Source organism: Bacillus sp. URHA0034 (assembly GCF_056280405.1).
This window is the reverse complement of sequence record NZ_JBWCDK010000002.1, coordinates 979,187-994,082: the sequence shown is the minus strand read 5'-3', so window position 1 is coordinate 994,082 and position 14,896 is coordinate 979,187. Positions and strand designations below refer to the sequence as shown.

Here is a 14,896-nt window from a genome sequence, read left to right as displayed (position 1 = left end):
TATGAATCGAAACAAGTCGATTGATGGAAGGAATGATATCGAAATGATAGAAAAGGACCTTTTTTTGAATCCTCCAAGCATTTATGGAACAGCCCCATTGTGGGTATGGAATGACGAAATGAGCGAAGAGCAAATTTTTCATCAATTAAGGGAATTGGAAGAACAAGGGTTTGGAGGAGCATTTGTTCATCCGCGCCCAGGATTGGTAACGGAATATTTGTCAGAAGAATGGTTTGCGAGATGGAAGTACGCTTTGGAGATTGCAGAAGAGCTGGGTTTAAAACTTTATATTTATGATGAAAATTCTTACCCCTCTGGATTTGCCGGCGGTCATGTTTCCGCCCAGCTGCCGGACTGCCTGGCAAATTCTATTGTTTATAAACAGATGGATATTACTTCGATTAGAGAACGGAATTATAACTTGGGGGACTATGTTAAAGCATTTGCTTTTGAAAAACATGGGGATTCGCAAAACTACAAGGTAACAAATGATGTGACGGAAATTTCACCAAGCGCATGGATGGAATATGGCGATCATTTCCTAGTATTCGAAATTGCAGGGGCTGCGACAAGTTCCTGGCTAGGTGGATTTGCGTATGTCGACTTAATGCGTCCAGAAGTAGCGAAATATTTCATTGAAACAACATATGAAAAATATGCAAAAAGGTTTGGGGATTCATTCGGAACGTCTATTCCAGCCATTTTTACGGATGAACCTGCAGTTGCATCCGGAAATGTATACGTTGCTGGTTCGTCCTCCCTTCCTTTCAGTTATTGGTTTGCCAATGAGTTTGAGCGTCGAAATGGGTATGACTTAAAAGATTGTCTGCCCTGTTTGTTCCTTGATGTAGATCCATCTTCTTTTCAAGAAGATGGATTAAAAGTTAGATATGACTACTATTGCACTGTTCGAGAATTATGGGCGAATAATTTTACGGAACCAATCTCCAAATGGTGCGAAGAACACGGAATCTCGTATACCGGACATTATATGGAACATCAATGGCCGTATCCATGGGGTGGAATGGCTTCTCCCGCAGTGATGTCATTTTATGAATATATGCATTGGCCCGCGATTGATATGTTATTGACGAATCTGCTTAAAGATGGCCCAGAAGCACTCCTCCTTAGTATTCGGGAAGTTCAAAGTGTAGCGAATCAATTTGAACGTGAACGCGTTTTGTGTGAAACATATGGTGCCGGGGGATGGGATTCCACATTTGAGGATTACAAAAGGATTGGTGATTGGTTATTAGTCAACGGAGTTAACTTTATCAACCAACACTTGACCTATTCAACGATCGTAGGAGCTCGAAAGCGAGATCATCCTCAATCTTTCGATTGGAGACAACCGTGGTGGGGTGAATACAAATATTTAAATGAGTATCTTGCAAGGGTTTCTTATGCACTTTCACAAGGACAAACGAAAAACCGGATTTTGTTGCTTCATCCAACAACGTCAGCATTTTTGGAAAAAGTAGGTTCTGATCAAGGATGGGATCTTATGCGGCCCAATATTGGACGGAAAGACCCTGAAATATTGAAATACCTTTCTCTCATCCAGCATTTGAGTGATTATCAATGGGATTATGATCTTGGCGATGAGTTTATCATGGATAGACACGGTGCTGTAGAAGGTTCTTCTATCACTGTTCATTCCAGAAGCTATGATCTTGTCATTGTTCCAGGTTTTGCTAAAACTATCAAGCAATCAACCTATGACCTACTGACAACGTTTCTGGAAACTGGTGGAAAAATTGTGGCGATGGGAAAAGCACCGAGACGTGTGGAAGGAAAGCTATCGTCTGCATGCGAAAATTTAATTAATCATCCGAATTGGATTCAAGTTCTCAGTCTAGAGGATCTTGAGAGCCAATTGACTGGGGCATTATCATCACCACTTTTGGAAATTAACGAACCGAATCAATTACCAAGTGGCATCGGTCATTTACGCAGAGAACTAGGAGATGGTACAGAACTTTATTTTCTGGTTAATAGTAGCAATCAAACAGTAGCCTTTGAATTTCGGATTGACGGGTACCATTTAGAAAATTGGAACCCTTGGAATGGGGATGTACAAAGTCTGCCGTTTAAGTGTGAAAACGGTAAAGTTGTTTCAAATATAGAGTTATCTAGCAGTGAGTCTATACTTTTAAAGGTCAACAAACTAAAAACTGATACAACATCGGTACCAATAGTAAGTCGGGAAAAAAGCAAAGTAACGACTGTTGTATTGGATAGCGATGCTTCAGAGATTGATAAAGAAAGTGACAATACCTATATGATCGACTACTGTGATGTTGTTGTTGGAAATAAGGAATACAAACAAGTCAATACCATTTATGCATCCCAATTAGTGTATCAACATCACGGATTTGACAAGAATCCATGGGATAATAGCGTTCAATATAAAAGACGTCTTTTGGATCGGGGGCCTTTCCCTGCTGAAAGTGGTTTTACAGTCACATATTATTTTCAGACATTGGATACCTTTATTCCGACTTCATTAGAATTAATCGTTGAACGTGCGGAATATTACACATTAGATGTAAACGGGCAATCAGTTGATTGGTCAGGTAAAGCTGCTGGTTGGCTGGATCATCATACGGGGGTTGCAGATATAGCTTCCTTTGTTCATACGGGGATAAATACCATTACGTTAACGGCGAAACCATTTCATGTTTTACTTGAAATTGAACCTGTCTATCTTAAAGGCTCTTTTGGGGTAGAAGTGCAAGAAGGCAGTTGGATTTTAGCGCCTGAGTCCACAATGAACATCGGTTCCTGGTTAAATCAGGGTCTTCCTTTTTATAGTGGTGCTGTTCTTTATAAACGCCGGATAACAATCGATGATGTAACGGGCACTTATATCGTAAGACTATCGGAATGGGAAGGAACTGTTGCATCCGTTCAAGTCAATGGTGAATTTAGCGGCATGATTATTCGGAAAAATGAAATGGTGGACATTACAAGTTCCCTTCATCAAGGCGATAATGAGATTGTTGTTAGAGTTTGCGGAAGCTTCAAAAATCTTCTTGGACCACATCATGATCCGGAAAAGCCGAGAGGAACCGCTTGGCCCGGAAACTGGAAAAAGGCACCGCATTTTGGCCAGAGACCGGCAAATGAATACGATGTAATTTCATATGGACTTATGAATGATTTTACTATCGAGAAATTGGGTGAATAAAAAATGCTGTTAGTAAGCCCAATTCAAGTAAGAAATTTACGAGTTGAACATTTAATAAATCCTTTAGGTGTTCAAGAACAATCCCCAAAGTTTGGTTGGGGATTTCAAATACAAGATGAGTCGTTGCGCGGACAAAGACAAACTGCCTATCGAATTATAGTAGCGTCTGAACTGGACCATTTATCAGAAGTAAAACCTGATATGTGGGATAGTGGAAAGGTGATTTCGACAAAACATACCTTTATTTCTTACGAAGGGAAGCCTTTGCAATCAAACACCAAATACTATTGGAAAGTACAGATTTGGGATGGAGAAGATAGGTCGAGTAATTTTAGTGAAACAGCTTTTTGGTGTATGGGATATCTAAAAGAGGAAGAGTGGACAGCAAAATGGATTGGTTTGACTGAATCTCACCGAGAACGATGGAAATCATTTCGAAGTTCTGCATCAACTACTATGCCGCTTTTACGGCATGAATTTGCCTTGTGTGGTCCGGTTGTTCGTGCATTTGCATATGTGTGCGGGTTGGGTCAATATGAATTTCGGGTCAATGGTCAAAAGGTTGGGGAATACGTTATGGAGCCGGGTTGGACAGATTATGATAACAGTTGCTTGTATACAACGTATGACATCTCAACGATGTTAACGCAAGGTGAAAATGCAGTTGGACTTATGTTAGGAAACGGTTTCTATAACATCGAGGGAGATAGGTATTTGAAGTACAAAGATGGTTTCGGACTTCCTAAAGCTATCGTCCAAATTGAAGTAGAATTGGCGGATGGACATATAGAGCGAGTTGTTAGTGGCGACCATTGGATGATCGGACCGAGCCCTATTACATTCTCTTGTGTATATGGCGGGGAAGATTATGATGCCAGGCTGGAACAGCCCGGATGGGATATGCCGAAATTTGCGCCCACCGAAGGTTGGGAAATTGCATGCGAGGTTAAGTCACCTAAAGGAAAGCTTCGATGGAGTTCGTTTCCACAAAACAAAGTGATGGAAGTATTTCCGGTTGTAGGTATAACTGAACCGGTTCCAGGAATACATGTATATGATTTTGGACAGAATTTCTCCGGTTGGCCTTTGGTCCAGGCAAAGGGCCCAACTGGTTCAAACCTTAAACTTATTCCAGGTGAACTTTTGGATGATCAGGGTCTTGTAAATCAGAATTGGACGGGTTCTCCCGTTTCCTTTTCCTATACCTTGCAAGGAGCGGATACAGAAACTTGGCATCCCCGATTTTCCTATTATGGATTGCGGTATTTACAGGTTGAAGTAAATGCTCCCGAGAATGCAAGTGATAACACATCAACTCTTCCTGTCATGCAACACGTGGAAGGACATATGATTTATCCCGAACTTCAGGTATCTGGACACTTCCATTGTTCAAAGCAAAAGTGGAACCGCATTCATTCTATTATTACGAGGGCCATTCTCAGCAATACAAAAAGTGTATTAACTGATTGCCCGCACCGGGAAAAACTTGGCTGGTTGGAAGAAGTTCATCTTATGGGGCCATCGATTTGGTATAACTACGACCTATCAGCTCTTCTTGTCAAGATTTTTAAGGATATGCAGGAAGCACAGCTGGAGAATGGGCTTGTTCCTGATATCGCACCAGAATATGTTGTGTTTGAGAACGGTTTTCGGGATTCACCAGAATGGGGAAGCGCTATAATAATAGCACCATGGTATTTTTATAACTGGTATGGAAAAAATCTTCAAGTGCTAGAGCAACATTATGATTCTATGAAAAGGTATGTAGAATATTTGCAATCTAATTCTATTAATCATATTGTTCGGCATGGCCTTGGGGATTGGGGAGATATTGGTCCTAATCCAGGATTTCCGCATCATACTCCGATTCCTGTGACTGCAACTGCCCTATATTATTACGATTGTGTCTTGCTTTCGAGAATCTCGGAGGAACTCGGGAAACAAGAGGAAATGGAAAAATACAAATCATTGTCAAATCAGATTCGCACCGCATTCAATCGTGAATTCTTTAATCCTGATGCTGGCTATTATGCGAGTGGGTCGCAAACCTCCAATGCTATACCATTATCTCTTGGATTAACAACCTCTGAAACGGAAGAAATTGCCCTCTCAGCGCTCATTCATGACCTGGCAGAACGAGGATATGAAGTGACAAGCGGAGAAGTTGGGCATCGGTTCGCTCTATTAGGTTTAACCAAAAAGGGACGCTCAGATGTCATTGTGCAAATGTTAAAGCAATCAGCCGCACCTTATTATGAATATCAGGTGAAACATGGTGCCACCAGTTTGACTGAGTTCTGGGACGGTCCGACAGTCGGAATGTCACAAAACCACTTTATGATGGGGCATATTGAAGAATGGTTTTATTCCACATTAGCAGGGATTCAAATTGACTATGAAGGGATGAACGAACATTTATTGACGATTAAACCATATATTGCGGATGGAATAGAATGGGTAAAGGCGGATCAGGACATCCCGACTGGTAAAGTGGAAGTTGAATGGAGTTTATCAGCGTCAGGGGATTTTAATCTGCATATTTTAATTCCCGTTCATACTCATGCTGTGGTGGAAATTCCACTTTTGAGTCGTGCAGTTATAACAGAAAGCGGTCAACAGATTAATGAAATAAATGGGCTTGATACTATCGAGTACTCTACACAGTATGTAAAGGTACAAGTCGGTTCTGGTAGATACCATTTTATAAGTAACTAATCCATTTAAATAATTCCAAAGAAAATTAAAAAAGAAAATAAGTCTACCTAAAAGGAAAATCATTATACCTACAAAATTATTTAACTAATATATATTAAGTTTATAACAAATAGAAGCAATCTATTGTGAAATATAAATTGCTGCAAGTACTTATGAAAACGTTTTCTGATTGTATTAGAACGAGGAGGGATTCAAGTGAAAAAAAGTTGGGGGAAATTAGGTACAATCACATCCACGTTGATGGTTGCCGGAGGAATTACTTTGGGGGGGTGCAGCACCACCTCGCAAACTACTTCTTCTGACCAAAAAAAGGACTTTAAAGGTACAATCACCATGTATGCGCAGGCATATGGACCACAGGAAGCGCAACAACCGAGTGCTGTTAAGACAAAACCCGCAACGCAATTGAAGAAGTTAGCTGAAGAGTATCATAAGAAACACCCTGGTATAACAATTAAATTTATACAAAGCCTTCCAGGATCACAAGATTATGATACTTGGGTCCGTACGAAATCGTCTGGTGGTCAATTGCCTGATATTATTTGGGAACAATGGGATTTTGCGAATTCCGGTTTGCCTAAAGGAACGCTCGTCAATTTAAAACCATATTTGTCTAAACCCGATCCATATGTATCTGGGAAGAATTGGGGGGACATTTTAAATAAACAGATCATGTCTGAAACACAGGCATCGGACGGCAGTAATTATATCGTAAACGGGGATTATGTGGGAACGGCCACATTTTATAACAAAGATGCCTTCCAAAAAGCAGGAATAACTAAATTGCCAACCACATGGTCAGAATTTATTGATGCATGTAAGAAATTGAAGCAAGCAGGAATCACACCGTTTGCATGGGATTCTGCGGCTACCTATACCGGAATTGACCATTTGACCTGGCTGTCCAGATTGTTCTATACAAACTTCTATGGGAATGATTATGACTCTCTTCGTTATACGGGAAATCCCTCAATCACTGAAAAGGATCAGATAATCGCTATCAAAAAAGGTGAGCTTGGCCCTAAAAGTAAAAAATGGATGGCAATGTGGCCAATTCTTAAGGACTTCTCACATTATTGGCAGAAAGATTATACAGGAGCGGATTCAAACGGACAAGGCCCAATGTTGGCGTTCTTGAAAGGAAATGTCGGTATGTATTTTGATGGATCGTGGGCGGCTCAACAGATTGAGAGTGCTGATCCTAAATTTAATTGGGGATCGTTTAAAAATCCTTACCCCGACTCAAAAACGAGCCAGTATGCCACAAATTTTGATTCATCTGGATCAATCGGAGGCCCGAGTGCTGCGTTCCAATATGGGATTGCAACACAAAAAGCGGATAATACAATGACTCCAGCGAAAGAAAAGGCCGCTGTAGACTGGCTGCAATTCATCACAACACCGGAAAATAATCAAGCAATTGTAAATGAAATTGGACAATTTGTACCGACAGTTGTAGGAACGAAACCTGCAGCTGGGTTAGAAAATCTGGGAGATTTGGCAAATAAACCATTGAAAAGTGTATTCGGTGGTCTTGTTATTAACAAAGATGAACAGGATGCCATTTTCCGAGCATACCAAAGCTATCTTTTGAATCAAATATCTTTAGATGATTTTGCGAAGGAAGCGCAGGCTCAAATGGATAAAGCTGCAGACGATCTTATCAAAAAGAATAATTGGGATCTTTCTGAATATTTGAATAAGTAATTGAATAAAAAGCGGGCTAAATTTTTGGCTCGCTTTTATCCTAATTTTTTAATGAGGTGAAGACATGGAAAAGGTGGTTGAAGGAATACGTCAAAATGTACCTGTAAACACAACAAAAAAGAAGAAAAAGAAAAATAATTGGAAATCCGGATATGGAATGCTGCTACCTGCATTTATACTCTTACTGTTGTTTATGTATTATCCTGCATTGCAAGCGCTTATATATTCATTTACAAACTGGGATGGATTCAACCCACCTGAGTTTATCGGTTTTCAAAACTTTTCTGAGATTTTCCATGATAAAGTATTTTGGATTTCCATGAGAAACGTTACTTTATGGTCGGCAGTCAAAATTATTTTCGAGTTGATTGTCCCTTTGATTGTTGCAGTGGTTATTTATCATATTAAAAGCAAGCGACTTCAATATTTTTATCGCGTCATGTTTGTAATTCCGATGGTCGTGCCTGGGATTGTGGGTTTAATGATTTGGAATTTTATTTATGATCCAAACGTTGGTGTTTTAAATGCAATTTTAAAGACTTTTGGCCTAAAAGGATTGATTCACAACTGGCTGGGGGATCCGCAAATCGCGCTGTACTCCTTAATGTTTGTAGGTTTCCCGTTTGTTTCTGCCTTTAATTTGCTTATATATTTTGCTGGCTTGCAAAATATTTCTGAGAGTGTTTTTGAATCAGCACATTTGGATGGCGTGAAAAAAATTCGCAGGTTTTTCCAAATTGAAATGCCATTAGTCTTGGGCCAGGTCAAACTTCTTTTGATATTGACAGTGATCAATTTACTGCAGAACGTCACGATGCCTTTGGTAATGACCAACGGAGGACCAGGTTATTCGACGTATGTGCCAAGTTTGTATATGTATTTTCTTGCTTTTCAGAATGGGAAGTTTGGCTTAGGAATGGCCGTAGCAACGATTATCTTTGTCTTGGTACTGTTCTTAACATGGATTCAGGTGAAATTTATCCGTCCAAGTACGGAATTCGAAGCATAATGGTAGGAGGGTTGATATATGGTTAAGACGTTGCGGAAGGAATGGACGAGTCATCTTTTCTTAATAGTGCTGCTTTTTTTATCGCTCTATCCTTTTATTTATATGTTGGCAACATCGTTTAAAACAAATGGCCAGTTTTATAGTCACTTTTTCGGATTTACGTTTCCATTTCATTTTGAAAATTATGTTGTGGCTTGGCAGAGTATCAGCAAAAACATTTGGAATTCTATTTTTATTTCTGTTGTCAGTGTGGCAATTATCACTGTAACCAGTTCGGTGGCAGCTTATGCTTTTGCACGTTTGCGGTTTTTTGGAAAAAATTTCTTATATATGACGGTGTTGGCACTGTTGATGATTCCTGGGTTGCTGACGTTGATCCCATTGTTTCTCGAAATAAAGAAATTTGGGCTTCTCGATTCGTATGGAGGTCTTATACTGGCATATGCAGCGGGTGGTCAAGCGTTCACAATTTTTGTCTTACGACAATCGTTTGCATCTTTGTCAGAAGAGTTATTTGAAGCAGGTCGAATTGACGGGTGTTCAGAACTGAGAGCATTTTTGCAAATTGCCCTTCCATTGTCAAAATCAATGATTGGAACAATGGCGATTTGGAATTTGTTGGGTATATGGAATGACTATTTAATGCCATTAGTACTAATTAGCGATCCTACAAAATTTCCTATCACAGTGGGGTTGATTCAGTTCCAAAGTCAATTTGTTTCACAAACACTATATGGACCAATGTTTGCCGGATACGTAATCGCATCGTTGCCTCTACTTATTTTATTCCTATTTACAATGAAAATGTTTATCCAAGGAATGACGTCCGGAGCTATTAAGGGCTGATTGTATACAATAAGGAAAAGAGTGTGACATGAATGAACGATGTAGAATTCAAAACTGCGAAGTGGATCTGGGGTGACCGTGAATCCAATTCCAGTCTAGGTCAACATGAAATCATTCGCTTCCGCCGGGAATTTATTGTTCCGGAAGGTGAGAATTGCAGACTTATTCTTCACGTGACAGCAGACAGCAGATATCGGTTGTTTTTGAATGGCCAATCAGTTTCAAACGGCCCTTGTAAAGGAAATCAATTTACACATTATTTTGAAACGGTAGTTGTTTCCCATCTGCTACAACCGGGGAAAAATGTTTTGGCTGCAAGGGTTGTGCATTTTGCTAAACATGAACCTTTTGTTATGGGCCAATCCGGACCTGTATCGATATTCCGGTCTGTTTCAGGTGGGTTTCTGTTGGAAGGTAGCTTACAATCACTAGATGATACTATTATTGAAAGAGTGGATACGGACAAACAATGGAAGTATTTGCGGGATGAAAGTTTAAAATATGTAGCGGATTGGGGAACTATGTTTCTCGGTGGTGTGGAAAATGTTGACGGTTCGAAAGTTCCACATCGTTGGGAGCAGGTTTCATATGACGATAATGACTGGAATTCCGCAGTTGTTATCAGCGACATTCTGGACTCAAAATATGGAATCTTAAAGCCTTGGCAATTAGCGCCAAGGAACATTCCCTTTTTGTACGAGAACAAGAAGCAATTTCGCAATGTCGTTCGAATTTCAGATGAAGGTTTTCTTTCAGCAAAATCCATTAAAAATGTGCTAGTGGAAGAAGAGAATAATGAGTTACTTATTAATGCAAACAGTAAAGTGGTTCTTGAATTGGATGCGGGCGAATTGACTACCGGATATGTTCATTTGGAAGTATCTGGAGGGAAAGGGAGTGTCATTCGCATTCTCTGTTCGGAGTGTTATGAACAGGAACCTGATGCTACAGGCAAACGAATAAAAGGAATTCGTGACGATTATCAAAATGGGAAACTTCTAGGTGCAAATGATGTATATCACGTTTCTGGTATCGGTCAAGAAGAACACGGACAACGGGAAGTTTATGAACCATTTTGGTTCCGTACATTTCGTTTTGTTCGGTTGGAAATTGAAACAGGTAATACCCCTATCACAATACATCGGTTCAATTATGATGAAACAGGCTATCCATTGGAGGTTTACGGACAATTTGAAAGTTCGGACCCATCATTACATCCTTTGTGGGATATAAGCATACGAACACTAAAACGATGTATGCATGAAACGTATGAAGACTGCCCTTTTCGTGAGCAGCTCCAATATACTATGGATTCATATTTGGAAATGTTGTTTACTTATGCGATCAGCGGAGATGACCGTCTGGCAAGGAAAACAATCCATGAGTTTCATAGTTCATTATTGCCTTCCGGGATGCTGCAAAGCAGATTTCCTTCAGCAGATCCACAGGTGATTCCAGGCTTTTCCCTTTACTGGATTCTGATGGTTTATGAACACTACATGTTTTACGGAGATTCGGAGCTTATCAAACGGTATCGTTCCACAATAGATGCTGTGTTAGGATGGTTTGATCGAAGAATAAATGAGACAGGTCTCGTTGGTAAAATGCCTGAAGGATATTGGTCTTTTGTTGATTGGGTGCAAGAGTGGGATCAATTAGCTGGTGTTCCAACTGCTAAGTTGCAAGGGGCAATTACAATTTATAGTCTTATGTATTCGGTCGCTTTGCAAAAAGCAGCTGAATTGGTTGAACAAATTGGTTGGCAAGACGCTGCAAAGGAATATAGAAGCCGTTCAACTTCAATAAATACTGCTGTGTTGGAACAATGTTGGGATACGGAAAAAGAACTGTTTCAAGATGGACCAAAAGTTGAAGAATACAGTCAGCATGTTCAAATTTGGAGTATTTTGGCAGATGTAATTGATCAAAAGCATGGGCAAATCTTAATGGAGAAAACCTTAGAGGATCAAGAGCTTTCAAAAGTATCTTATTGTATGTCTTATTTTCTATTTCGGGCACTTGGAAAAGTAGGTTTGTATGATAGATCTTTTCAACTTTGGGATGTTTGGCGAAATCTAGTAGATTTGAACCTGACAACATGGGTGGAAGATCCAGTGGGCCAAAGTAGTGATTGTCATGGTTGGGGTGCGGTACCTCTTTATGAGTTTTCACACGAAATATTGGGTGTTCAACCAGGTTTGCCTGGTTTTAAGCGGATAAGGATTGCACCAAAGCTCGGACATTTAAGATGGGCAAAAGGAACAGTTTGTACACCTATGGGGGAAGTGAATGTTGGCTGGGAACTGGATCGTGAAAACCAATTTCACATTGAGATACACGGACCTGCAAACATACCTGTGGATCTGGTATTGCCTGATGGTTCTATTCAATCTTTCTCCGAGGGGTTACCAATCATACATCATCTTGTAGTCAGTTAAAAATAAATAAATTTCTTTTAATATTAGACCCTATGAGAATAAGAGAATCATTATCAAAGTAGAACTAGTTGGTCACTGACACACTTGACAAAAAAGAAGCTAAATATACCCTCTGCGGAGCTGATATGGAAGAATGGTTGCGTTTCAACGGTGAAAAAAGATAACCGCTTATATACAAAATATCAAAGGTGTTACTTGTTTAAAGGGGAAGCTGAGAGTGGTGCTCATCTGGAAGCAAGACATGGATTGAAGCCGTTATTAATGATACGGATTATGTAGTGTTGCCTGAACTAGCAGATGTTGTTATTAGAACTCTAGAGATTTTCTATGAATCTTCTTAAACGGGAGAAGCAAACTACTTGAGACCACCGTGTGTGGTCTGGGGGTGCTCGATATATATTTAATAAATTAATAGGAGGTATTTAGATGACAAAAAAAATAGGAATGAGAATACCGCCAAAAATAGGTGCAGATGGAATGGAGGCGGTAACAAAATTTGCTGTCAGTATTGGTTTGGATGTCATTGATGTTCCTTTTTATAATCAAGAGATTAAATCAATTCTTGAAAATGCCGGACTGGAAGTCGGTTCGATTGATGGGGTAGGAGCAGTTGGGAGGACAAAGTTTTTAAGTGAAAATGAGAACAGTCGTCAAGAAGCTGTGGAGGCTCTGAAGACGCAAATGTCCGAAGTTTCTGAGCTTGGCGGAAAAGTATTGTTTATGTGCCTAGTTCCAGATGATATCACCATGCCGAGAAAGCAGGCATTTGAAATTTGGAAAGAGACGTTTCCTGCTATCGTGCAGCATGCCGAACAAGAAAACATTTTTATCGCCTTGGAAGGATGGCCAGGACCTGCTCCCTATTATCCAACCTTAGGATGCACTCCTGAAATGTTAAGAGCTATGTTCAATGTGATTCCTTCCAAACATTTTGGAATCAATTATGATCCGTCTCACTTAGTAAGGCTTGGAATTGATTATTTAAGAGTTTTGAGTGAATTTGGAGACAGAGTCAATTACTGTCATGGCAAAGACACTGAGATTTTATTTGACGAACAATATGAATACGGTAACATTGCTGCTGCCTTTGACGTCCACTACGATTTTTCCGAAGGACCTTGGAGATATACTATCCCTGGACAAGGAGACGTGGACTGGGCAAAAGTGGCCGTACGTTTAGAAAAGATTGGTTATCAGGGTCCAATTAGCATCGAACTTGAAAATCATCGTTATTGGGGGTCGTTAGAGAAGGAACAGCAAGGAATTAGCAAAGCAAAGGAACATCTTGCTCTTTATTTTAAATAATCACACTGGGAGGAAATAAAATGACAAGAACAGTAAAAGTAGGAATTATCGGTTGTGGCGGTATTGCAAATGGAAAGCATATGCCAAGCTTATCTAAGTTAAAACATGTGGAATTGGTGGCTTTTTGTGACATTCTGAATGAAAGAGCGGAAAAAGCCGCATCTAAATATGGTGTTAAAGATGCAAAGGTGTATGATGATTATCGAGAGCTGCTTCAGGATCGAGAAATTGAGGTTGTTCATGTCCTTACTCCAAATGACTCCCATTCGGAGATATCCGTGGCAGCACTTGATTCTGGCAAACATGTTATGTGTGAAAAACCAATGGCGAAAACTTCTGCTGAAGCACGGGCAATGCTTGAGGCAGCCAAGCGGTCTGGTAAAAAACTAACCATCGGGTATAACAATCGTTTCCGCCAAGATAGCCAGTATTTACATAAAGTATGTGAACGTGGGGATTTGGGAGAAATTTATTATGGGAAGGCCCATGCCATACGCCGCCGCGCAGTGCCTACTTGGGGTGTATTTTTAGATGAAGAAAAGCAAGGCGGTGGCCCATTAATTGATATTGGTACACATGCCCTTGACTTGACTTTGTGGATGATGAATAACTATAAGCCTAAATCTGTATCGGGCACGACTTTTCATAAATTGGGCCAAAAGAAAAATGCAGCAAATGCATGGGGACCTTGGGACCCTGAAAAATTCACCGTAGAGGATTCTGCTTTTGGTTTTATCACCATGGAAAATGGGGCCACAATTGTTCTTGAAGCAAGCTGGGCGTTAAATTCATTAGATGTTGATGAAGCAAAATGCTCCCTATGCGGAACAGAAGGTGGAGCGGATATGAAAAAAGGACTTAGAATAAATGGAGAAAGTTTCGGTAAGCTATACACAAACACCATTGAACTTGAAGCTGGCGGTGTGGCCTTTTATGATGGCAAATCAGAATCAGATACCGATCTTGAGGCACGGCTTTGGATTGATAATATCATAAATGACACAGAGCCTGTTACAACGCCTGAACAAGCATTTGTGGTAACACAAATATTAGAGGCAATCTATGAATCTGCTAAAACAGGGAAAGCCGTTTATTTTCAAGAAGAATCTTCATTAGTTTCAAATTAATTATCGATCGGGTATTCTTCTGATTTTACTAACGATGATTGATTCACAATTCGGGTTGGAGTCTTAAAACTACATGAGAACTGCATATCAGGTCTGGTGGGTTATTGCTAACTCCACTCCGTGTAAGAGCTTGAAAGGTTGGCAATATATTAGTAGGTTTTAGAAAGATGACGTAAATAGGGGTTAAGTTGCACAATTTATAGGACCCTTAATAGAGTGGGTATTAGAGGTAAATTGCGTGGAGCTGAATTCCTAAGTGGCTCAATTGCGCTGGTACGATATTGTGGAGTTCGCGGCGGGTTATATTCATACCATTGGTCTTAAATCGGACGGCACGGTGGTTGCTGTTGGTGATAATGTATATGGGCAATGCGATGTAAGCGGCTGGCGCGGCATCCAACTGCCCGGCAATTAGTTTTTAATAAAAACAAGCCAGAGAATTACTGAACGAGTTAATTAGCATTGCTGCAGAAATAAGGCTATTTCAGACTCGTTTATGGAAGATTATAAGCTTAATTCCTCGGTAAAGACATGGAGGGATTAGGCTCTTTCATATTTC

9 protein-coding genes and 1 pseudogene are annotated in these 14,896 nt (G+C 40.1%); all 10 read left to right on the top strand.

Translation table 11 applies throughout. The features are described 5' to 3' along the window. The first annotated feature begins 1 nt into the window (after nt 1). Nucleotides 2–3,190 (top strand): glycosyl hydrolase, encoded by a 3,189-nt coding sequence (locus ACZ9EE_RS06870; protein ID WP_476025910.1) that lies wholly within the window; start codon nt 2–4, stop codon nt 3,188–3,190. Nucleotides 3,191–3,193: 3 nt separating this feature from the next. Further along, nucleotides 3,194–5,905, top strand: coding sequence for a family 78 glycoside hydrolase catalytic domain (locus ACZ9EE_RS06865; RefSeq protein ID WP_476025909.1), 2,712 nt, complete (start codon nt 3,194–3,196; stop codon nt 5,903–5,905). A 195-nt stretch (nt 5,906–6,100) separates the two neighbouring features. Continuing rightward, nucleotides 6,101–7,612 (top strand): ABC transporter substrate-binding protein, encoded by a 1,512-nt coding sequence (locus tag ACZ9EE_RS06860; protein ID WP_476025908.1) that lies wholly within the window; start codon nt 6,101–6,103, stop codon nt 7,610–7,612. Between the two features lie 64 nt (nt 7,613–7,676). After that, nucleotides 7,677–8,621, top strand: a complete 945-nt coding sequence (locus tag ACZ9EE_RS06855) for a carbohydrate ABC transporter permease (RefSeq protein WP_476025907.1) — start codon at nt 7,677–7,679, stop codon at nt 8,619–8,621. A gap of 18 nt (nt 8,622–8,639) precedes the next feature. Beyond that, the gene (locus tag ACZ9EE_RS06850) at nt 8,640–9,467 is read left to right on the top strand and encodes a carbohydrate ABC transporter permease (RefSeq protein WP_476025906.1); all 828 of its coding nucleotides are present in this window, start codon (nt 8,640–8,642) and stop codon (nt 9,465–9,467) included. Nucleotides 9,468–9,499: 32 nt separating this feature from the next. Further along, nucleotides 9,500–11,905 carry an alpha-L-rhamnosidase-related protein gene (locus ACZ9EE_RS06845; RefSeq protein WP_476025905.1) on the top strand — a complete coding sequence of 802 codons (2,406 nt, stop codon included), beginning with the start codon at nt 9,500–9,502 and terminating at the stop codon, nt 11,903–11,905. A gap of 150 nt (nt 11,906–12,055) precedes the next feature. Next, nucleotides 12,056–12,184: a hypothetical protein gene (locus ACZ9EE_RS06840; RefSeq protein WP_476025904.1), complete on the top strand. Its 129-nt coding sequence runs from the start codon at nt 12,056–12,058 to the stop codon at nt 12,182–12,184. A gap of 147 nt (nt 12,185–12,331) precedes the next feature. Beyond that, nucleotides 12,332–13,210, top strand: coding sequence for a sugar phosphate isomerase/epimerase family protein (locus tag ACZ9EE_RS06835; RefSeq protein WP_476025903.1), 879 nt, complete (start codon nt 12,332–12,334; stop codon nt 13,208–13,210). Between the two features lie 20 nt (nt 13,211–13,230). Continuing rightward, the gene (locus ACZ9EE_RS06830; protein ID WP_476025902.1) at nt 13,231–14,337 is read left to right on the top strand and encodes a Gfo/Idh/MocA family protein; all 1,107 of its coding nucleotides are present in this window, start codon (nt 13,231–13,233) and stop codon (nt 14,335–14,337) included. A gap of 271 nt (nt 14,338–14,608) precedes the next feature. After that, a pseudogene (locus ACZ9EE_RS06825) lies at nt 14,609–14,752 on the top strand (RCC1-like domain-containing protein); the annotation flags it as partial. Nucleotides 14,753–14,896 lie beyond the last annotated feature (144 nt).

What these genes read in the sequence shown, in the direction of transcription:
- ACZ9EE_RS06870 (WP_476025910.1), top strand. Translation starts at nt 2, where the DNA reads ATGAATCGAAACAAGTCGATTGATGGAAGGAATGATATCGAAATGATA.
- ACZ9EE_RS06865 (WP_476025909.1), top strand. Translation starts at nt 3,194, where the DNA reads ATGCTGTTAGTAAGCCCAATTCAAGTAAGAAATTTACGAGTTGAACAT.
- ACZ9EE_RS06855 (WP_476025907.1), top strand. Translation starts at nt 7,677, where the DNA reads ATGGAAAAGGTGGTTGAAGGAATACGTCAAAATGTACCTGTAAACACA.
- ACZ9EE_RS06850 (WP_476025906.1), top strand. Translation starts at nt 8,640, where the DNA reads ATGGTTAAGACGTTGCGGAAGGAATGGACGAGTCATCTTTTCTTAATA.
- ACZ9EE_RS06845 (WP_476025905.1), top strand. Translation starts at nt 9,500, where the DNA reads ATGAACGATGTAGAATTCAAAACTGCGAAGTGGATCTGGGGTGACCGT.
- ACZ9EE_RS06835 (WP_476025903.1), top strand. Translation starts at nt 12,332, where the DNA reads ATGACAAAAAAAATAGGAATGAGAATACCGCCAAAAATAGGTGCAGAT.
- ACZ9EE_RS06830 (WP_476025902.1), top strand. Translation starts at nt 13,231, where the DNA reads ATGACAAGAACAGTAAAAGTAGGAATTATCGGTTGTGGCGGTATTGCA.